We start from the raw sequence: 21,857 nt of genomic DNA, 5'->3' as shown, positions 1-21,857 counted from the left end.
TGAGTGGAAATTACAGCTTGAATGTGAATGAGGTAACTGCTGCGAATGCTGCAACTGTTGCAGCCAAAAGCAATGTCGCCAAAATATGGGTAAGTGACACCAGCAATGCGATTGCCGATAAGCTGACAGAATTTAAAGACATAACCAAGCTTCAAACCATTACCCAAAAGGGAACGATCAAAGCTTTATCGTTGACCGCGGCAGAGTTAACTGCCAACACCTCAGTTTTGGCAAAGATCAGCGGCGGTTACACCTTGGATGTCAGCGGTGCCAATGTGACCCAAGCTTTGACTTACACCGCCAATGACAAAGTCAAATCAATCTCTATCCTGGACACCAGTGCAAACGTCGCAGAAAAATTAGACAATCTGAAAGAGCTGGGTTTAAGAATCAAAGAAATCCGCACCAGTGAAAACACAGCGATGGTGGTCACTGCAGATCAAGTGAAAAACGATGCCTTGGTATTGGGAAAGATTTACAGCAACTATCAGTTGGCCGTGGTCAACGCCAACAGCTACCACGTCAATGCGCTGTCTTCCAATAAAAAAATCGTGTCTGTCGATATTGTTGACACTGGCGCCAATGTGGTTAAAAACTTAGCGCTTTATAAAAAATTAGGAAATGACCTTACATCGATTCAAATCAGTGACAGCAGCACACCTTTGGCCATCAACTACGACCAATGGGCATTGAATGAATCCATTGTGGGTAAGTTCAACGCGGGCTATTCTTTGGCCGTCAGCGATGTCAGTGCGACCTATGCGCAAGCGATGTTGGCAAATTCGGTGGTGTCTTCCATTGCCGTGAAAGACAACAGCAATAATATTTCAGCCAATTTAGAAAGCTTAAGCACCAACTTAAGCAAGATCACCTCTATCACCCAAAAAGGTCCACCCAATGCACTGGTGATGACTGCGGCCCAATATGCAAGCGATGGCATTGCAGACACTTTGGCAAAGATTCAAGGTAACTACAGTTTGACGGTCAATGGTGTGGATGTGACCGCTGCCAAAGCCATGGCGGATGCCAATCAGCGCATTGTTTCAATGACGATCAACGGATCTGCCAGCGATATTAAGACCAATTTATCTGACCTGAATGCCTTGGGTCAAAAGGTCGAAAGCATTGTGCAAACGGACAGCGGAACGGATATTGCGCTCAGCCTGTCGCAATGGCAGAACCAATCTAACGCATTGGAAAAAGTCGTGGGAGGCTACCGGGCCACTGTCAGCGGCGTCACAGTGGCACAAGCGATGCAGGTGGCAGCCGATGCGAGGGTGGGAACAGTTCAAATCAGTGACAGCGGGGCAAACCTTCAAGCGCGTATCAATGATCTGCAAGATTTAGGCGCACAAATCAGTTCCATCACGCAAACCGATACCGCAGCACTGACCATCACAGCCGATCAGTTCGCTGCCAATGCAGGTGTATTGGGGAAATTTGGCGAGGGAAAACCCAGCTTGGTCGTGACCAAGGTAGCCTCGGCAAACGCCGCATCGTTCGTGTCAAATGACAAAGTTATTGGTGTACACGTTGAAGACAATGGCTACAACATCAGTGCGAATTTAGATGCATTAGCGGCTAATGACAAATTGCAAAGCATCACCCAAATCGGCCCCATGCTGCCGTTGTCTGTGACTTACGACCAGGTAACAACTGATGCGGCCGCTTTGGCCAAAATTGCCGGTGGATACAGTCTTTCTGTGACAGGTGTGGCTGCTCTAAATGCATCAGCATTGGCAGACAACGCAAAAGTCTCGTCCATGTTTGTGACAGGAACAAACCTCACCATTGCTGCAAACCTCAGCAGTCTGCACGCATTGGGTAAAAAAGTAGCGAATATTCAACAAAGCAATGCGGGTGTTGCCTTGGCGCTAAGCGCCGATCAATGGCAAAACCAAGCGGCGACATTAAATAAGATTGTGGGTGGTTTTAACGCTGTGGTGAGCGATGTGAGCGCGTCCAAAGCGCAAATGGTTGCGGCCGATGATAGGGTGAATTCCATCAGCGTCAAGGACACAGGCGTCAATATTGAAAACTATCTAGATACGCTGCAGCTGTTGGGCTCACCATTGACTCAGATTGAGCAAACAGATAATGCCGCTTTGACCTTGACAGCCAATCAATGGGCGTTGAACCAAAGCGTACTCGCAAAGTACAAGACTGGCACCAGTCCCACCGTTGTGGTCAATCAGCTCAGCGCTGCAGACGCAAAAAGTGTGGCAGATGATGAGCGAGTTTCCTTGGTCAAAATTACTGACAGCAGTGAAAACGTTGCGACCAATATATCTGCATTGCAAGTCATTGCAAGTCAAACAACACCAAAACTCGGCGCCATCACATTAAGAGGTTCTGACCCGTTGGTGTTGGGTTATCAAAAGCGGGTTGACAGTGGTGCAGCATTGGCCAAAATAAACAGCAACTATGCGCTCAGCATCACGGAGGCGAATGCTGAGCAAGCAGCCAGCTTAGATGACGATAACAAAGTAGTGTCCATAGCTGTTATGGACAGCGCAGCCAACATCAGCAGCAAACTAGCCCAACTGCACGGCTTAGGGAATAAATTACGCAAGATTCAACTCAGCGTAGCTGGAGCCCCTATAGCACTGACAAATTCTCAATGGGCAACCAAAACAGCCACACTGAACAAGATTGAAGGTGGATACACAGCAACGGTGAGCGGCGTGGCTGCGGCGAAGGCAAACACCGTGCTGGCTGACAGTCATGTTGTGTCTTTGCAAGTTAAAGATAATCTTTTGAATATTTCTAATCAGTTAACGTCGCTCCAAGCATTGGGTCGACAAGTGACGGAAATTGAGCAAACCGATGTGGGCAGATTGACCGTTTCTGCCAATGACTGGATATCCAATAAAACCGCATTAGATAAAGTTAAAACATCCAGCTCAATTGCAACGACACAAGCCGATGCAGAGTTCAGTGTGACACAAGCAAGCCTTGCATGGTTCTCAGCGTCTGGATCCGATACTCGCGTCAAAACCATTGCCATCAAAGATACGGCTGAAAATGTTTCCCTGCAGTGGGAATCCATCAAAGGAAGCAGCAAAATCAATGGCCTAGACCTGACAAACATCACCACTGCCTTGAATTTATCGGCAGAAATGATTGGGAACAGCTCTTCAACACTGGCAAAAATCAATGGCAATTATTTGATCAACGCCACAGGTGCAAATATTGCCCAAGCGCAAACACTGCTGAGCAATAGCCACGTTCAAGCTATAGATGTGTTGGAGTCAAGAGGCAATGTGAACACTTCGTTCGATCAATTGAACGCCAACACAAAAGTTAGAAATATTTACCTCAACAATAACGATGCGCCAGTGTCCTTGAGCCAAAGCCAAGTCATCGATGGCCTGTCAACGTTGAATAAGATTCAAAGCACTTACAGTTTAGACGTCTCTGGCGTTGGTATGGCTAATGTCTTCAATTTTGCTGAGACTTTACCTGTTCACGCCATGGGCCTGGTAGCAACAAGTGATGGAATATCAATAGCGTTGGATGATCTTTCTTCCATTGTGGATAAATTATCAAGCGTTGAAGTGACAGACGGTGGTGATGAATTGATTGAAATGAGTTACCAGCAATTTCAAGAAAACGAAAACCTATTGGCCAAGATTTCATCTGCCTATCAACTGGCTGTCAACAATGTTTCCGCGGATGCTGCGCTAAGTACATCTGCAACACAAGTAAATAATGTAAATACCGTTTCTGCAATAACAGTTTCAGATACGGTCAATAATGTGAAGTTAAACTTAGAAAACCTGAAAAATATTGGTGATGCATTAAAAATAATCACTGTCACTGATGAAGACGTGATGACATTAACGCAAAGTGAATTTGATAATTATTCGTCAGTGCTAGATAAAATATTAGGCAATATATCCATAGATATTTCTGATTCAGCCATATAAACCACCGAGTTTGTTAAGCATTGCTTGTGACCCAACAGTGTCACAGACTATTTGACTTAGTGCAACATTACTTATTTCACAAAAAACCTTCTTTTCTAAGGCCTTAGCCTCCAATAGCCAAGATCCGAATCCACCATCCTGAAGATGATCCTCTATAGTAATTACCTCATCAAAAGAAAGTAGTAAACGAGTCTGTAATGCTTTGTCAGCCATTGACCATAGTGGCATTGAGAAGATAGGCCAGTGGGAAAATTCATCTCTTTCTACCCAATCCATAGCTATCTGGAGCCCAGCACCTGTACATAGGAAGGCTTGCCGATCTTTTCCTTTTCTACCTTCACGAACTTTTAGCCAGTGTCCTGGCTTTATTTGAGGAGGACTCATATGAAAGGTAGGCTCCCCTGCCTTACCCAGTCGAAGATAAGAAGGACCTGGATTTTCTACGAGATATTGTAAGCATGCGCGTACCTCCAGGGGATCGCCAGGTGCTGCAATCAACATATTTGGTAATGTGCGCATAAGAGCATAATCTTGTACCGCATGATGTGAATACCCCAATGCTCCATAGGCTAGTCCTCCGCCAACTGAAACTACAGTAACTGGTAATTTGTGATAAGCGACATCATTGCGAATCTGCTCTGCACAACGGAAAGTCGGAAAATTCGCGATGGAGTAGGTAAAGACGTGATAACCTTCTGATGCCATACCCGCAGCCACCCCTGTCATGTTTTGCTCAGCTACACCTGCGTTAATAAAACGATCAGGAAACTCATCTGCGAAGGGTTCAATAACTGAGTAACCGAGGTCGCCAACTACGAGTGCTATGTGTGACTGTTGACGAGCGAGGGTAACGAGTTCCTGAATGAATGCGTTACGCATGGTTAATCTCTTTCAAGGCCTGGGCAAGTTGTTCCGAAGAGGGTGTTTTGTAGTGCCAATCGACACTATTCTCCATAAAACTAACTCCTTTACCCTTGGTCGTATGGGCGATCAAGAAGGACGGCCTACCCTTTTCCCAAGGTGCAAGTAACAATGAATTTGCTATTTCTGCATGATTGTGACCATCAATTTCGCGAACAGCCCATCCAAAGGCACGTGCCTTGTCGGCCAGAGGTTCAATGCGCAAAGTCTTATCGACGGTAGTTAAACTTTGCAATTTGTTGTAATCTACAATAGCCACTAAGTTATCTAAGTGGTGATGAGCAGCGAACATCATCGCTTCCCAATTAGATCCTTCACCCAATTCGCCATCACTTAATAAAACAAAGGTCCGCCAATCCAATTTAGATCGCTGGGCTGCAAGTGCTTTGCCAGTACCGAATGGTAATCCGTGCCCCAAAGATCCAGTACTAAATTCAACGCCAGCAACCTTGTGACTGATATGGTTCATTAGAAAAGAATGATCTTGTCCATAGGTCAAAAGATCTTCCTTTGGGAAAAACCCAGTTTCTGCTAATGCGCTATATATAGCGACGCAAGCATGCCCTTTGCTAAGTATGAATCGATCACGCAACTTTGCATCAGGTTGTAGCGGATTAACTTGAAGTACCTGACCGTAAAGCACGGCAACAATGTCGCAGATGGAAAGAGCTGATCCAATGTGAGCAGCTCTAGAACGATACACCATCTGTAGCGCCTCAATGCGGATGCGCCGTGCTAGTCCTAAACTGTCTAAATTGAGAAATTGCATTTTTATCTTAATGAAGTTGAGCAGCCCATAGTGCAGTTCGACGAATGGATTCGTCAAGATGGATGGATGGAGTAAGCTTGAGATCAGATGAGATTCGGTCAATCGCTGGTACATAAGACTGTAGATTAACGCCTGACAGGGGTTTCTTTAAAACAATTACCTCCCCGCTCCCCTGTAGTACGTGATTTACGCGATTGGCAAGCTCAGTAATTGACAGACTCTCGTCACCCCCAACATTGTAGGCTCGACCATTTTGTGCTTCAAAAAGCATTGTCCAAAGCCAGTATGCCAAATCCGAAGCATATAGGTAACTACGCAGAGGCGTACCGTCACCTGTGATAATAATGTCTTCGTTTCGCATGGCCGCCTTAATAAAGTTGCCAATAGCATAATGTTTATCTAGCGGCAGGTGGGGGCCAACAAAAGCAAAACAGCGAGCAATCGCAATCTCTAATTTTGGATTCACTGCTGATGCCATTGAAGTGATTAGTTCGCTTACACGCTTACCCTCGCCATAAGCTGATAAGGCATTCAATGGGTCTGGAGCCCCCTGCCAATCCTCCGGTATGGTTTTTAGTTTCGAAGGCGTACGACCATATACTGCACCGGAACTCAATAAAAGAATGCGGCGAAAATCTACATCACTTGAGATTGCTTCGAGTACTCTACGGGTACCTTCCACGCAGGTATCTAAAATTTCACTTGGTGTACTGGATGCAACAACATCAGTCGCAGCATGAATAGCGAAACGGCACTCTCCAACAGACTCTGCTGCGAGGTCTCGGACGTCACCAGTTAGCCAGACCACATCTGTTGAGTTGCGTAAGTTAGGAAACTGATCCAGAAAAGAATCTGGGCGACGGCTAAGCACAACAACTTGAGCGGAAAGATTGAAGCGCCGATTAGCCTCAAGAAAGCTCGAAATCAACCATTTACCTATAAATCCAGTACCGCCTGTTAAAAGCAGTCGCTGGCCACGCAAGCGCTCCCAGCGAGGGCCGACTGCATTAACAACACTATTGATATCCTCAAATGGAATGCGTAAAAATGAAAGACTTTTATCCATGGTTCAAAAATTAACCCCAAAGAATTCTTCGATTTTGTCTCCAATATAGTCAAGTTGTTCCTGACCTAGCGCTGGGAAGGTACCCAACCAAAAGGTTTGGTTCATCACTACATCAGAGTTGGTTAAATTTCCGCTAATCCTAAAGTTGCGCCCAACCATGTAGGGTTGTTTTGTCAGGTTACCTGCAAACAGTAAACGTGTTCCGATCTTATTCTCTTCCAAGAAGTTGATTAGATCAGTTCGTTCAATACCAGCCTTGGCATTGACGATCAAAGGAAATCCGAACCATGAGGGGTTTGAATTTGGTGTGGCTTCAGGGAGATATAAAAAGTCTGTGACGGTTGAAAGCCGGGCCTTTAGATATGAAAAATTGCTTCGTCGCTTAGCAATAAATTCTTCTAGTCGGTCCATTTGTGCCAAAGCACAGGCAGCTTGCATATCCGATATTTTGAGGTTATAGCCCAAGTGACTGTAGGTATATTTATGATCATAGCCATTGGGCAAATCGCCTCCGAGTTCATTTTTACTCCAGCAGAAACGTTTGTTACAAGTGTTGTCTTTGCCAGGTGGGCAGTAGCAGTCGCGGCCCCAGTCTCGAAATGATTCGGCTATCAATTTCAATTCAGGATTGTTAGTAAAAACCGCACCGCCTTCTCCCATGGTGATGTGGTGGGCTGGGTAAAAACTCAGTGTCGCGATATCGCCGAAAGTGCCAACCATTTGACCGTTATAGGTGGCACCTAAGGCGTCGCAACAGTCTTCAACTAGCCACAAGTTGTATTTTTTACAGAGCTTTGTAACAACATCCAAGTTGAACGGATTTCCAAGGCTGTGAGCCAACATAATTGCTTTAGTTTTTGGTGAGATTGCAGCTTCGATTTTTGATGCGTCAATATTATGAGTAGATAAATCTACATCCACGAATACTGGAACCGCACCAAATTGAATGATGGGGTTGACTGTAGTTGGAAAACCTGCTGCAACACCTATTACTTCATCGCCAGGTTTTATTGCTCGGCTTCCTAGTTTCTGACTGGTTAAAGTGGAAAAAGCTACCAAGTTGGCAGAGGAACCCGAATTCACGGTAATCAGATATTTGACCCCCAAAAATGCAGCCAATCTCTGTTCAAACATTGCGTTGAATCTACCCGTGGTCAGCCAACCGTCCAGGGAGGCTTCAACCATCAACTTCAGTTCGCTTGCGCCAATGACTTTGCCTGATACAGGTACCGAAGTTTCACCTGGAATAAATGGTTTTGGGGCATAGGCGATATCGGCATATTGCTGAACCAGTTCACTGATTTGGCTACGCAATTTGTCGAGTTGAGGTTGGAAATTAACAGGTATGGTGTTCATAGGTTGTATCCATATTGTGAAATTTGCTTCAAGCAGATTGCACGCATGTCGTGCCCGTTAAGCCAAGCATGGTGCCAATCGGAGATGTGATGTAGTGCGGTTTCTAGGGACCAGTGAGGTGTCCATTGCAACCGTTCTTTAGCCTTGGAGATATCTAATTTTAGAAAATTCGCCTCGTGCGGTTGGTTGCCAGGCAGAGGGGCCCAGGCTGCGTCGCTGCCCCAGATTTCGCACAAGCGCTGGACGATCCACTGCACAGAGTGGACATCCTCGTTGAGAGGACCAAAGTTCCACCCTTCGGCATAGGTCTGGCCTTCAGTGTAAAGACGTTCGGCGACCAAAAGGTAGCCGGACAATGGTTCTAAGACGTGCTGCCAAGGACGAATCGCGTTTGGGTTACGAATCAGAACCGGAGTTTTGTTTTGCAGTGCCCGCAGAACATCTGGAACTAAACGATCTATAGCCCAGTCTCCTCCACCGATAACATTGCCAGCACGAGCAGTAGCTATCGCAATACCTGCGTCCAACATAAAGGATTTGCGATAGGCAGAACTTACCAATTCTGCACAACCTTTGCTGCTTGAGTATGGGTCATGCCCACCCATCGGCTCATCTTCGCGATAGCCCCATACCCATTCCCGATTTTCATAGCACTTGTCTGTCGTTATATTGACAATTGCTTTAACGGAGCCACAATGGCGAGCCGCTTCCAGAACATGTACGGTTCCCATAACATTAGTTGAATACGTTTCAATAGGGGAAGCGTAGGACAAACGAACAAGAGGTTGAGCCGCCATGTGAATAACGATTTCTGGCTTGAACTCATCCATCTGCGTTTTGATAGCTCCATACTCCCGTATGTCAGCAATGCAATGCTCCATTGAATCAGCAACACTCGCAACTTCAAAAAGGGATGGCTTTGTTGGCGGTTCAAGAGAGACACCACGAAGTGTGGCGCCCAGGGACTGAAGCCAGAGGCTGAGCCAACTTCCCTTAAATCCAGTGTGCCCCGTCATCAGAACGCGCTTATTTCGCCAAAATGAGGGGTTTGTTTGCTGGCGCTTCATATCAATCCCATTTTTTCCAAGGCGCTTTGCCACTTGACCACAGTTCTTCCAAAAAGTGCTTGTCTCGAAGGGTATCCATGGGTTGCCAAAAACCATGATGCTCAAAGGCCATCAATTGCCCATCCTTGGCTAATTGCTGAAGAGGTTGTTGTTCCCAAACAGTTGTATCACTGTTGAGGTAATCCAGCACAAGTGGTGACAAAACAAAAAAACCGCCATTGATCATTGCACCGTCACCCTTGGGCTTTTCCATGAAACTATTAACTTGGTGTCCTTTAATGTCCAGTGCGCCGAAGCGTCCCGGTGGAAAGGTCGCAGTTAAGGTTGCAGCCTTGCCATGATTTTTATGAAATTCAATGGATGCGCTAATGTCAATATCGCTAACTCCATCACCATAAGTTAAGCAAAAAGCTTCGTCTTTATTAACATATTCTGCGACTCGTCGCAGACGACCGCCTGTCATGGAGTCGTCTCCCGTGTCTATTAATGTGACATTCCAAGGCTCAGCTCGTTTTTGATGAACTTCCATTCTGTTACTGCGCATGTCAAAAGTAATGTCTGACATGTGCAGGAAGTAGTTTGCGAAATATTCTTTGATAAAGTAGCCCTTATATCCACAACAAATCACGAAATCATTAATACCATGGTGTGAATACATTTTTAATATATGCCAAAGAATCGGCTTTCCGCCAATCTCAACCATGGGCTTTGGGCGGGTGGAGGTCTCTTCACTCAGTCGAGTTCCAAGTCCTCCTGCAAGAATAACTGCTTTCATATTTTAAATCCTGGTGGTATTTGATTTTAATTTGAAGAATAAAATGCATCAGAGTAAAATTTACTAATTGGAAGTCCTGCATTAATAAATTTCTCTTTAGCATTATTGATCATAAGCGGTGAACCGCAAGCATAAACTTCAGTATTTTTAAATGAAATTTTTCTTCGAATTACTTCATCTTGCACATATCCGATAGCACCTTCCCATGGGGTATTAGGTCTTGACAATACAGGAATAAATAAATCAACATTTGGTAAAGAAAATATATCGAAATACATATCAGTAATAGTTCTATTTCCCCAGTAAACGCTGATAAATTTTGGCCTATTATTTTCTGGCAAAAAAGAAATAGATTCCAAAATTGATTTAATAGGAGCTATTCCTGTTCCAGTAGCTAAAAATATTAAACCTCCATCATGGTTTGAATTTAGTCCAAATGTGCCCATTGGTCCTTCAATTCTCAATAAATCATTTACTTTGGCTGAATTAAACCAATAGTCACTCATAATACCATTATTAATATAACGAATATGTAGTTCAATTATATTATCCATAAAATTTGAATTGGCAATTGAATAACAACGTTTTATTCCATAATGTCCAATTATTTCGACATATTGCCCAGGAATAAAATCAAATTGTGTAGTTTTTGGAAACCGAAGTGATACTTTTAAAGTGCTAGGAGATAATAATTCTAAAGAATTAATTTTACAAGGAGTTAATTTTGAACGAGGCAATTTTTTATTTTGAAAATCATCAATTGTTAAAATCAAATTAGACTTAGCCGACCGAGCACAACCGAGGATCCAACCATCATTTTTTTCATCTAAACTAAGACCTAACTCTTGAAAAACAAGACTAGATGTGCCACCCATGATTCGGCATTTGCAATTATTGCAACGACCATTCTTACAACTGTGTGGCCAAAAAATATTTGCCTCCTGAGCTGCTGCAAGAATAGTTTGACCTTCTTTTATTGAAAATATATATTTTTCATTTAAAATAGATGTATACATTTGGATTTATTTATTAAATATTTTGTTAATGTAAATTTTTGCGAAATCGCCAACTCTTTCTACCCAGCTATCTGCAAAGTAATCATAGTTATGCTTGAATTGCTTGATCGATGAGTTAACACTATCAAAATCATAACTTATTTCTAATGGCAAATCTTCAATGGAATTAAACCTTATGTCTGGATAGCTGCCAATTTCCATTTGATTAATCAAAATCCTTGGAATTTGTTGGTCATGAAGCAAAATTGGAATAGCTCCACACATTATGGCATCCTGAATAGTCGCAGAAACACAATCCCAAGTGAATAAAAATTTACATTGTTTTAATAATATTGCAAGTTGATTTTTGTCTCGAGGCCAGTCGCGTTCTAGTGCTAAAGTATTCGGTAGCAATTTGCAATCAATAAACGAAGGACCTTTGCCAAAATAAGTGAGATTTAAATTTCTTTCATTCCAAGGCCTTGCTTCATTGTCATTAAAAACAGAATTTTTAAATGTTTTAAATAATACATGATTTGAGTAATTGCTATAGATTTTTGAAAATGATAGAATAAAATCTCCATAAAATGGACTTTCATTAAAATTCAAAATATATCTAATTATTTTTTTCGCGCCAAGTGGATTGCCGTTGATTAGATCTGGATAAATTACAACACCTTCATTTATAATTTCTTGGAATTCAGTATTATTTAAAATTTCAATACGTTGCCCTTGGGGCATATGAAATTCTTTGTTATCCGAAAAGGCAAATTGAAAATTTTGCTCGGCAGCATTTCCTCCATGAAGAAAAACTATTCCACAGGGGTATCCATTTCGATTTAATGCATCACAGAGTTCATGTAAAACCATTACGCCGCCAGATCTGACTTGATATTGCGGAGCCACAACCAAAAATTTGATCATAAAATATAAACTTGTAAGGTGATTTATTTTGATGGAATGTATGTCCCAGTATCACTTACCCATATATTTCTGCAACTAATACAATTCAATTTTTTATTAATGATAAGTTGTATTATTGCCATGGATATAACTCTTTCAAATGCAAAGTCTATTACTCTTCGCTGATATCCATTTTTTGGGGTATAGTAATTTTTATAGAAATCTATTGCACAAGCCCATACTCGCTCATTAAACTCATAACGTATTGACTTGGGTGCAGCAAAAATACCGTAAGGAATTAATGTATTAGATTCCAACATTTTTGATATCGATAAAGGTTCTAATAGTCCGTATCTAATTGCACATCCAACTGCAAGTAAAAGGTCGTCAAGGTGGTGTACTCGAGCATATTGTCCAAGTATTGTGTCTGGAAGCAACCTAGGAGCAGGTATCATTATATCTACTCCACTAGGTATTTCAGTGGTAATTATTTTCTTCCAATTAGAATTAAATTCTTTTGGAGTTATTATAAGATTTTCCTGCAATGAAGGATTAAGCCAGTCTTCATTTGTTTCATTACTTAAAAAAAGCCTATAACTTCCCCAAAATACTTCCTGTGTATTACTATTGGATTCGATTTGCTGATTCATTGCCATTAAAGAACGTAAAGCCCCAAATGCAGTTTCTGAATCTAAAAGCTGACCAATACTTTGACTTGCAGCAACCCCTTTTAAAGTGTTAGGTATATATCCTTCGACACCAATAATTCTGTGCGGGAAAGGTATTTCCCAAGGAATGTTTTTATGGGTTACTATAAAGTAGTTATTATTTATTTTATCCATATATAACTTTTATAGTTTTAAATAATTAATAAAAAATTCATTGGCTAAAATATTTTTATTTAAATGATTTTTGAATTTATCTGTATTCATATCAATTTGTTTTTTTGTTCCGCCGTTTCGAGAGATAATTATTAAATTTGAAACATAATTTTCATAGCTATTGACAATTAAATTTGAAATCCCAATTAAACTTAAAAGACTTCCACCCATTCGCGAGACCATTGTTCGCCCACTCATTGTCACCAAAGGTAATCCTGCATTGATTACATCATTGGTTGTGGAACCGCAGTTATAGGGAAATGTATCTAAGAAAACATCTGCAAGCTTCAATTTTGCGCAGTAGTCCTCATGAGCCGAACGTGGTGTAAACAAAATCCGGTCTAAATCGGCGCCGGCTTTATTTGCATGTGCTTTTAAATTAACGGTTGTGGTCGTGTTGTCATCTATTAGCCAGAGTACTGCCCTTGGAATTTCCTTCAAAATCTCCATCCATGTCGCAAACATTTCAGGTGTAATTTTGTAAACATTCCCAAATGCAGCCATGACAAAAGCATCTTCAGGCAAATCAAACTCTGACCGCTTAGCTTCGCGGACAGGTGTTTCATTTTTGGTAAGTGGTATGAAACTTCCCTCCACATACAACGGCTTTTCAGTGAAATAAGGCGTCAATTCCTCAGGCAACACATATTTATCGGCAATTACAAAATCAAACCACGGCATGCCGGTGGTGCCGATGAAGCCAAGGTAAGTGCCTTGCTTCGGGGCAGGGTGCAAGGCAAAGATGCCAGGGCGGGCGCCAGAGCTCAGGCCGTGCAGGTCGATGAGGACGTCGATCTCGTCTTGCAGCACCAACTCTGCCACTTGGCGGTCGCTGAGGGTGTCGATGCGGCGCAGTTGGTCAAAGCTGGCTTTGAGACGTGCGCGCAGGGCAGTGCCGTCTTCGGGGCTGAAGTCATAGGCATACACTTCAAACTTTGTGCGGTCGTGGCCTTCAAACACTTCGGGCAATAACAAGCCTACAGCGTGGGTGCACAAATCGCCCGACACATAGCCAATGCGGATGCGCTCGTGTGTGTACGCACGGTCTTTGCACAAAAATTCTTCTTTGAACCCATAGGTGCGGCCCACAAAAGCATGGGCGGTGAGCAGTTGCTGCACAGGATCGTCGGTCATGGCGAGCATGGCCAGCGGGCTGGTGGCCATGAGCATATCGTTGTGGGTGATGCCGGGCAGGGGCTTGTACACCGGCCAAGCGCAGGCTTTTTGCCGGATGTGGATCCAATGCTGCAGCACGCCGGTTTGCTTTGTATTGATGGCCAAGCTACGCTCTAAAGCGCGTTCGGCTTCGTCGTATTGTTTGTGGTTTTCGTAAACACGGCCAATGTGGTTCAAGGCCATGGTTCGGATATCGTTGCCATAGGCGGGCCCACCTTCAGTGGGGTTGGCCACTTTGTGCCACTGCTCCAGCGCCTCTTGCTTTCGGGCCGTTTTCTCAAGCAGCAACCCTAGGTTGATAATGGCCTGCCCCAAACTGGGGTCCATGGAAATACAAGCACGGTAGCTGGCTTCTGCGCCCACCTTATCACCCTGTGCTTGTTGAAGAGAGCCTAAGTTGTACAACGCCATGTGGCGCTTTTCCGATTTGGGCTGAGTGATGTAAGCCAAATAAAGCTGCACGGCTTGGGCTTGCATACTTTGGTCGACCAAGGACTGGGCCTTTGTGAATAACTGGTCTAGCCTAAGCATGCCCATCTGGGCCAACTTAAAGTAATTGGTCCAATGTTCCAGGGGCTGGGTTTCAGTTAAAGACACTGAATCTCCGGTTGGGCTGACAGGTATGCGTGCGTTCAAAGCTTCCTCACTGAGGTCGTGGCTGTTGATCCAGGCGCTGTGTCCATTCTAATAACTGAATGTGCATAGATTTCATGGCTTCGTCTTCAGGGTATCTGGACATTGCCTCAGTGAGCACACTGTAAGCAGAAGAATAGTCCAAACGTTTGATCAAGGCTTGGACCAAGATGCGATATGAAACTGCGGTGGTGCGTTCTCCCCGAACCGTCAGCAAAGGCTTCATGTGTTCGAAAACAGTGTCCCAGTCTTGTCGCAACATGGCCATCATGGCGTTGATCACCAGCATATCTTCACTTGCAGGGTAAATTGCTAAGCCGGCATCACCCAAGGCGCGAGCCAAGTCGTGGTGATGCGGTTCAGCCAAAAGAGTTTTGATGGTGTTGCAGATTTCTTCGGGCTCAAATCGCTTGATTAGCGCCTCTTGAAAAATCGTGTGGCTGACGCCCTGATCCATCAATTCTGTGTACAAAGACATGTGGCAAGTTTCCAAGTGAAGCGGCAAAAAGCTACCGCATTTTCTTATTTAAGCAAAAAATGTTCCTGACTGCATTAGTGAATAGCTGTCCTATAAGTTCCTATTAGAGGAAAAGGAATATGTGCGGCCAAAGGCTGAACAAAGCGCCAATGCGGCAAGAATTGACCAGTGGCATTGGACCGAATCTAGATGGCGAAAGGCACTAATTGAATACTTTATGAGTGCATAGCGGCAAATTTTGTCAAAGTCTCGACAGCTCTTTGCCGCTGCTTTGACCCAGCATTGCCGCTCCAGCATGCATGACTCACCGTAAAAAATAATTAATATAAAAACATTCTTTTAAATTTAAAAGTAATACTTAAAAATATTAATAAGCAATTGTAGGTATATAAAAAATAGCCGATCAATGGTTTTAAAAGCTGGCACCTAATTTGCTTGATGGTAACCGCGGTCTTGAAAATCAGGGCCAAGACCAACGAAACATTTAATCAGGAGTTCCAAATGACTGTTCTAGCCAAAGAAGTAATTACCAACGCAGAAGTTGGCCGTATGTTGAGCGATCGTGAAGTTTCACGATTCAAGCCAGCAGAAATTCGTGAAGCCATTCAAAGCTTGGTTTCTGAAGGCAAAGATGCATTGGCCATCGCTTTAGGTGACGCAGGTTTGAGTTTGTACCCTGATAGCGAAGACATTCTTGCCATCACAGGCTTGTTGTCTTTGATGCGTCAGGAGTGGGCTCAAGCAGTTGATTTGATTGAATCCCTTCGCGCTATCCAAGGTGAAAACACACCGCCTTTTACCTATGTCATGTTGGTAAGAGCCTTGCGTTGCAACTTGGAACCCGTTCGAGCACTTGCAGTTGCCAATGAAGGTTTGAAGAAATACCCAGACCAAATTGAATTGACTGCAGAGAGTTTGATATTGCAAGACTTCAGCAATTCTGCTGTTGTCAATGAAACGACAGCACATTGATACTTTGAAAATCGTTCAGGTGCATGCAAATCTGATTTGTAAAGATGGCACGGGACTTGCATAACCACCTTGAAAGATTGACTCAAATTAGTCAGGAGATACCAAAATGGCAGTGATCAATACCAACGTCAAAGCGCTTTTCTCGCAAGCAGCTTTAAGAGCCACCGAGCGTAATCAGCAGGTGTCCATGCAGCAATTGTCGACAGGCAAGCGCATCAACTCGTCAAGGGACGATGCCGCCGGTATGGCCATTGCCACCCGCATGACCCACCAGATACGCAGCTTGAACCAAGCAGTGCGAAACGCTGGGGATGCGATCACATTGATTCAAACCGCGGAGGGCGCGACCAACGAGATCACTGACATGCTGCAACGTATGCGTGAGTTGGCCATTCAAGCCTCCAACGACACCAACAACAACGAGCAACGCAGCTACTTGGACCTAGAGTTTCAACAACTGAAAAAGCAAATTGTCCAAATTGCAGAAAACACAGAGTGGAATGGTTTCCCTGTGTTGAATGGCACCACTGGTGAACGTGTGGGCATCAAACCAGTTTATAAAACTGTGTCTGAGCCAAGTTCCACAGACGCCATTACCGTCACTGCTGGCCTGCCAACAACCACGTCGGTGACTGTTTTAGATAACAAACTCACTGAAACCGCTGACGTTACTTTCCAAGAGCTGGCAATCGGCGAAAAAGTCACCGTAGGTGGCCTGATCTATACCGCTACAGCTGTCACCACAGCTGAGGAAGTTGCGGCAGCCTTTGCTAACTTAGAAGCAGGTACAGCCGCAGCCGACGTACCCGCAGCACAAATTCCCAACGGCACCATGGAAGGCACCTTAACTGGTTTCAGTACGGGCGCAAATACATCCGATGTATTGACCTTCACAAGCGACACCAGCTACGCCAATGTCGAAAATCTGACTTACACCACCACAGGTACAGCATTGAGTGTGACCAACACCAACGGTACCTCAGGCCTGGGTGTGACGGAAGAATCCGTGTTGACATTCCCTGCCATGGGCAAGGGTCAAACCATCACAGTGGCTGGCTTAACCTACACCGCAACAGTTGCCAACAGTGGCGCTGAAGTGGCCGAGGCATTTGCCAATTTGGCAGATGGCGCCACAACAGGCGCTAGCACCAAAGGCACCTACAGCGGCACATTGGTGGATTTCAGCTCTGGCCCCAAAATCGCCAGCAGCAATGTGACATTCACCAGTTCCACCATCTTTGACACTGCAACAGACATTGAAGTCTCAAGCGGTACCACAGTCTCGGGCGGACAAATTGCATTGGCCCCCACAGTGTCAACCCCAGATGCCAAACAAGGCTCGGTTGGTGGTGGCATTTACCTTGGTGGTGAAGGCGCATTTTCAAAATCAGGCTCATTGTCGGTGGTAGCAGGTGGCAGCAGCAGCATTGCTTCAGCAACCTTCACACTGGAAGATGGTCAAATTTTTGATCTGAATGTCAATAGCGCCGTTACCATTGCTTCTGGTGTTGTCAGCATCAATAAAACGCTTTTGGAACGTGCTGGTATCAATATCTTGTCAGGTGGCAATGTCACTTTGACACAGCAAAATTCAACTGCTGACTCTGCTGACTTTGCTTCTGGCGACGTGGTGGGCTTGACCGTTGGTCGCACCTTGCCAGGCTTGGAGCAGATGTATGCAAGCGATGTCATCATCAACGGTATTCCCATTGGCGCTTCTCGCGAAGTCGACGATACGGTTTCGCCCCAAACAGGTAACCAAATTGCCAGCGCGATTGCCAAGGCTGCCGCTATCAACGAAAAAACCATTGCCACCGGTGTTCACGCCACAGTCAATCCAACCCTGATGACGGGTTCTGCGATGTCGGGCACTGGACAAGCCAAAGGTACTTTGATGATCAACGGTTTCACCACGCCCATGATCAACACGGTGCTAGATAACCCCCGTGATTCACGCATCGCCGCAGTCAACGCGATCAACTTCATTTCTGCCCAAACAGGCATCCGTGCTATTGACTCACTGACAGACAGCAAGGGCATCATGTTGGTGGCTGATGATGGTCGCAACATTGAAGTGAGCTTCAACACAGCCAGTACTGACGCAGACTTTGCACGCTTGACTGGTTTGAAGCAAGGTGTACAAACCGGCACATTCTCTTTAGAGAGCATGGTTGAAATACCTATCAATATCACCACAGCCACCAACGGTGACATTCACCGCGCTGGCTTGGAAACAGTCAATTACGACAGCAAAATACTGAGTACCGTCACTACCAAGGTTCGCCCCCAAGCAGCCGCTGCCAGTGATGTGAAGAGCCTAGGCATCAACGATCTGATGATCAACGGTGTAGCGATTCGCCCCGCCTTGCCTTCCGATGACACATTGTCAGTAACGCAGAGTCTTTCCAGCAAAGCCGAGGCCAGTGCAATTGCCACAGCAGCTGCAATCAACGCCAGTACCGCTGCAACCGGTGTGACAGCGGTTCCCGTGCCTGTGAAAATCCACGGCGATGTGACGGATACTGGCCTTCCTTCTGCTGCCACATTGGCTGCGACTGCTGACAGCACAGTGTCTTTGTTCATCAACGGCAAGAACATTCCCATCACCATGTCGACCACGCAGACGCAGGCAGAACGCCGTGCAGCTGTGGTGCAAGCTATCCACGCCAACGCTGGTTTGCTTGGTGTCGATGCGATTGACAACGGTAACGGTGGCTTGACGCTGGAAGCAGTCGATGGACGCAATGTGTCTGTTTGGTTTGACAGCACCACGGTCAATGCAGGCAGCTTTGGCTTGGGTGAAGGAACCGTGACTCACACACCTGATGGTGTGACAGCAGTCACCGGTGGCAATATCAACACCACCAGTGCAGCCACGGTTTACGCATCTGTTTCATTGCAATCTGAGAAGGCCATCAAAGTTGAACCAGGAAGCAATGGTTTTAAAGATGAAGCCAACTTCCTGAATCTGGGCTTCTCACAAGGCACATTTGGTGGTGTGGTCGACGAGGCCACTAGCAAAATGTCGCCCCCACGTACTGGCCGTTTGGCTTTCCAAGTAGGTGCTAACGAAGGACAAAAAATCACCATCGATTTGGCTGACTTCGGCAAGGGCGGCCCCATCACAGGTGAAATCACTTGGGATGCTGACCTAGATCCTATGCAAGCAGGCTCTGACGTGCCAGATGCACTGCCAGGTGGTCCTAACCTTCAAGGTAAGCCCTTGACACGCACCTTCATTAGTTCGAGTGCAGCGGCACAAGAGGTATTGATTAAGTTGGATACGGCTATGGATAAAGTCAACCAAACCCGTGCCACCATGGGTGCGGTGATGAACCGACTTGACCATGTCATCAACAACTTGACCAATGTGTCTATGAACTTGTCTGCTTCGCGCAGTCAAATCGAAGACTCAGACTACGCATCTGCTTCCACTGAGTTGGCTAAGACACAAATCATGCAGCAGGCTGCAACCGCAGTGTTGGCTCAAGCCAATACCAGCCAGCAGTCAGTGCTAAAGTTGTTGCAAGGCTAACAGCAGCAACAGAAAAGATGCATGAATCTATGTTTTTGATGGATGATTGAAATCATGCCTGTCCAAGAACCCGAAGATCGGAATCGACCTGATTGTTGGAAATGTGTCTATTTCAAAATCAGCTGGGATCCCTCCAAACCCTATGCATGTCAAATGATGGGGTTTAAAAGCAGGATGTTGCCCTCCTATGAGGTCAAACTTGCCGATGGCAATGAGTGCAGGGGGTTTACGCCCAAGGAGCTCAAGCAACCTTCGTCTGTGATGACTGGACCTATGCCCTCCAAGAAGCTTATTTCGCCTATGAAACGAATGGTTACAACCAGCGTCTGGGAAGCCTGACTATCTGTGTCTTGACTGTCGGATTTTCGTCTAGCAGATGAAAATTTATATCTAAGTATTAATAAAAAATATTAAATGAATTATTAATAGTTTTACTTTAAACGTGGCACACGTATTGCTTGAAGCAATGACCATTGACTTCAGGCTATTCAAAGTGAATCTATCTACAGGCAAATTAATCAAAGCTGTTTGGCTGGACCCGTTCAGTCCGCTGCCCGATGCCGATCGAGAGAAGCTTGCGCAAGCGCACATCGAACCTCAACAGGTCTCGACCGTGGGCGAGCTGAACTTGGCCCTTCGCAAAGCGCATGTGCTGGTCATACGACTCGGGGACAGCGCTGACTTGCTCAAAGAAGTCTTAACCCTCATTGCCCAACTCGGTTGTGCCGTCCCTGTGGTGTGCCGCGTAGAGCGTCGCCGCATGGAAGTGGCTGTCGACGCCATGCGCTTGGGTGCACTGCATGTGCTGCCAAGTGACGAGTGGGACACCGCTTGCTGGCGTGTGGCTGTTGACGGTTTGTTCTCTGCTGAAGTCAAGAGCAAAAGCTATGTGTTTGTTGACCCCATCAGCCAGCATTTGTTGGCCTTGGCCCAACGTGTTGCACAAACCGAAGTTGCCGCCTTGTTGGTCGGTCCTACCGGGGCAGGTAAAGAAGTCTTGGCCCGTGTACTGCACGAATCTTCACTGCGAGCCAAAGGCCCGTTTGTTGCCATGAACTGTGCAGCCTTGCCTGAGCATTTGATTGAAGACATGCTGTTTGGCCACGAGAAGGGCGCGTTCACCGGCGCCCATAAAGAACACAAAGGCCTATTTGAGCAAGCGCAAGGCGGCACGGTCTTTCTTGATGAGATCGGTGAAATGCCGATTCAGTTGCAAGCCAAACTGTTGCGCGTGTTGCAAGAGAAAAAACTGAACCGCTTAGGCAGTGAAGCCTCCATCGATTTGGATGTACGAATCATTGCTGCAACCAATAAAGATTTGCGCCAAGCAATTCACAACCGCGAATTCCGTGAAGACCTGTATTTTCGTATCAGCACCTTCCGTCTGCGCATTCAACCCTTGAAAGAGCGCCCAGGCGATATCTTGCCTTTGGTGTCTCAGTCCTTGACCCGCCATGCCAAAGGTGCAGTGCCTTTGTCGGTGAATGTTGAAGCTCAGCAAATGTTGCTGCAATACCCATGGCCAGGCAATGTACGCGAGCTTGAAAACGTGGTGCAACGTGCCGTGGTCTTGTGTACCGGTCGTGTCATCACACCCGCTCATCTCATGTTTGACGAAGCCCAAACCATGGAGATGGATACATTTCCAGTGGCCGCTTTGGTAGCCCCTGCAAATGACCGTCCTTTGTGGACAGCGCCCGTTGAGGCGCAGTCTGCCCAAGCAGTGGCGTTTGCAACACCAGTCGCCACTCCCAGTGACAATTTTCCTTTGGAGGCTGTGGTTACCTGTCCTTCTCCTGACAGCTTCATGGCACCTGCTAGCAGCGACAGTTTGCTGCCAAGCGACTTGTTTTCAGCAGTGAAAAGCAGCGAGCACCAAGTGATTTTGGCTGCTTTGCAAGCCACTGAAAGCCGTATCGAAGCGGCTAAGAAATTGGGTATCAGCCCACGCACTCTGCGCTACAAGTTGGCGCAGTTGCGCGAGCGTGGCATGGAACTGTCTTTCGCAGATTGATTGAGGAGCAAACACCATGATTGATCGAATTTCCGCAGGCAGTGTTAACAGCATGATGGAAACCATTCGCGCCTACCAAAACAAGGCTGCCAATGGCGCTGAACAGCTCAACATCAAGCCACCAGTTACCCAAGACATTCAGGCACCTAAAACAGAGCTTCCTAATTTCACCGACTCGGTGAAAAACCTGCTCTCCAAAGTCAATGAAGTGCAGGTTAAGTCCAGCACCATGCAAGAAGCCTATCAACGTGGCGAAGACATTCCCTTGACCGATGTGGTCTTGGGAATGCAGAAATCCTCCCTGGCCTTTGAAGCGACCTTACAGGTGCGTAACAAAGTGCTCAAGGCCTACGAAGAAATCATGAACATGCCGGTTTAAACCTTTAA

At 45.5% G+C, this 21,857-nt stretch carries 16 protein-coding genes and 1 pseudogene; 5 read left to right on the top strand and 12 right to left on the bottom strand.

The features are described 5' to 3' along the window. The first annotated feature begins 803 nt into the window (after positions 1-803). Positions 804-3,929 (top strand): hypothetical protein, encoded by a 3,126-nt coding sequence (locus tag AC9UEO_RS08950; protein ID WP_509532299.1) that lies wholly within the window; start codon positions 804-806, stop codon positions 3,927-3,929. On the opposite strand, the gene AC9UEO_RS08945 is transcribed toward AC9UEO_RS08950, so the two are convergent. The 12 genes and pseudogenes from AC9UEO_RS08945 to AC9UEO_RS08890 form a co-directional block, all read right to left on the bottom strand. Continuing rightward, positions 3,918-4,808: a transketolase family protein gene (locus tag AC9UEO_RS08945; protein WP_509532297.1), complete on the bottom strand. Its 891-nt coding sequence runs from the start codon at positions 4,806-4,808 to the stop codon at positions 3,918-3,920. The genes AC9UEO_RS08950 and AC9UEO_RS08945 overlap by 12 nt on opposite strands. After that, the gene (locus tag AC9UEO_RS08940; RefSeq protein ID WP_509532295.1) at positions 4,801-5,619 is read right to left on the bottom strand and encodes a transketolase; all 819 of its coding nucleotides are present in this window, start codon (positions 5,617-5,619) and stop codon (positions 4,801-4,803) included. The genes AC9UEO_RS08945 and AC9UEO_RS08940 overlap by 8 nt, the downstream gene beginning before the upstream one ends. Before the next feature lie 7 nt (positions 5,620-5,626). Continuing rightward, complete coding sequence (locus AC9UEO_RS08935; protein WP_509532293.1) at positions 5,627-6,685, bottom strand: NAD-dependent epimerase/dehydratase family protein; 1,059 nt, start codon at positions 6,683-6,685, stop codon at positions 5,627-5,629. A 3-nt stretch (positions 6,686-6,688) separates the two neighbouring features. Further along, positions 6,689-8,041, bottom strand: a complete 1,353-nt coding sequence (rfbH, locus tag AC9UEO_RS08930; protein ID WP_509532291.1) for a lipopolysaccharide biosynthesis protein RfbH — start codon at positions 8,039-8,041, stop codon at positions 6,689-6,691. After that, a complete protein-coding gene (gene rfbG, locus AC9UEO_RS08925; RefSeq protein ID WP_509532326.1) occupies positions 8,038-9,108 on the bottom strand; it encodes a CDP-glucose 4,6-dehydratase in 1,071 nt (356 codons plus the stop codon). Before rfbG ends, rfbH begins: the two co-directional genes overlap by 4 nt. A gap of 1 nt (position 9,109) precedes the next feature. Further along, on the bottom strand, positions 9,110-9,883 hold the full coding sequence (rfbF, locus tag AC9UEO_RS08920; RefSeq protein WP_509532289.1) for a glucose-1-phosphate cytidylyltransferase: 774 nt from the start codon (positions 9,881-9,883) through the stop codon (positions 9,110-9,112). A gap of 26 nt (positions 9,884-9,909) precedes the next feature. Further along, positions 9,910-10,899 (bottom strand): FAD-binding oxidoreductase, encoded by a 990-nt coding sequence (locus AC9UEO_RS08915; RefSeq protein ID WP_509532287.1) that lies wholly within the window; start codon positions 10,897-10,899, stop codon positions 9,910-9,912. Between the two features lie 6 nt (positions 10,900-10,905). Next, entirely contained in the window at positions 10,906-11,802 is an 897-nt protein-coding gene (locus AC9UEO_RS08910) for a hypothetical protein (protein ID WP_509532285.1), read from the bottom strand. 23 nt (positions 11,803-11,825) lie between these two features. After that, positions 11,826-12,623: a hypothetical protein gene (locus AC9UEO_RS08905; protein ID WP_509532283.1), complete on the bottom strand. Its 798-nt coding sequence runs from the start codon at positions 12,621-12,623 to the stop codon at positions 11,826-11,828. A 9-nt stretch (positions 12,624-12,632) separates the two neighbouring features. After that, positions 12,633-14,021: an O-linked N-acetylglucosamine transferase, SPINDLY family protein gene (locus AC9UEO_RS08900; RefSeq protein WP_509532324.1), complete on the bottom strand. Its 1,389-nt coding sequence runs from the start codon at positions 14,019-14,021 to the stop codon at positions 12,633-12,635. Between the two features lie 144 nt (positions 14,022-14,165). Beyond that, a pseudogene (locus AC9UEO_RS08895) lies at positions 14,166-14,249 on the bottom strand (hypothetical protein); the annotation flags it as partial. 232 nt (positions 14,250-14,481) lie between these two features. Continuing rightward, positions 14,482-14,949, bottom strand: a complete 468-nt coding sequence (locus tag AC9UEO_RS08890) for a hypothetical protein (protein WP_509532281.1) — start codon at positions 14,947-14,949, stop codon at positions 14,482-14,484. Between the two features lie 501 nt (positions 14,950-15,450). On the opposite strand from AC9UEO_RS08890, the gene AC9UEO_RS08885 reads away from it, so the two are divergent. From AC9UEO_RS08885 to fliE, 4 genes are all read left to right on the top strand, one after another. Continuing rightward, on the top strand, positions 15,451-15,921 hold the full coding sequence (locus AC9UEO_RS08885) for a tetratricopeptide repeat protein (RefSeq protein WP_509532279.1): 471 nt from the start codon (positions 15,451-15,453) through the stop codon (positions 15,919-15,921). Positions 15,922-16,027: 106 nt separating this feature from the next. Then, positions 16,028-19,456, top strand: coding sequence for a flagellin N-terminal helical domain-containing protein (locus AC9UEO_RS08880; protein ID WP_509532277.1), 3,429 nt, complete (start codon positions 16,028-16,030; stop codon positions 19,454-19,456). Positions 19,457-19,949: 493 nt separating this feature from the next. Beyond that, entirely contained in the window at positions 19,950-21,470 is a 1,521-nt protein-coding gene (locus AC9UEO_RS08875; protein ID WP_509532276.1) for a sigma-54 interaction domain-containing protein, read from the top strand. 16 nt (positions 21,471-21,486) lie between these two features. After that, the gene (fliE, locus tag AC9UEO_RS08870) at positions 21,487-21,849 is read left to right on the top strand and encodes a flagellar hook-basal body complex protein FliE (RefSeq protein WP_509532274.1); all 363 of its coding nucleotides are present in this window, start codon (positions 21,487-21,489) and stop codon (positions 21,847-21,849) included. Positions 21,850-21,857 lie beyond the last annotated feature (8 nt).

The sequence above is a fragment of the Limnohabitans sp. genome, assembly GCF_040401495.1.
In the GTDB taxonomy this organism is placed as follows: Bacteria; Pseudomonadota; Gammaproteobacteria; order Burkholderiales; family Burkholderiaceae_C; genus Limnohabitans.
Note: the sequence above shows the minus strand (reverse complement) of the source record. Positions and strands in the feature narration are given on the sequence as shown.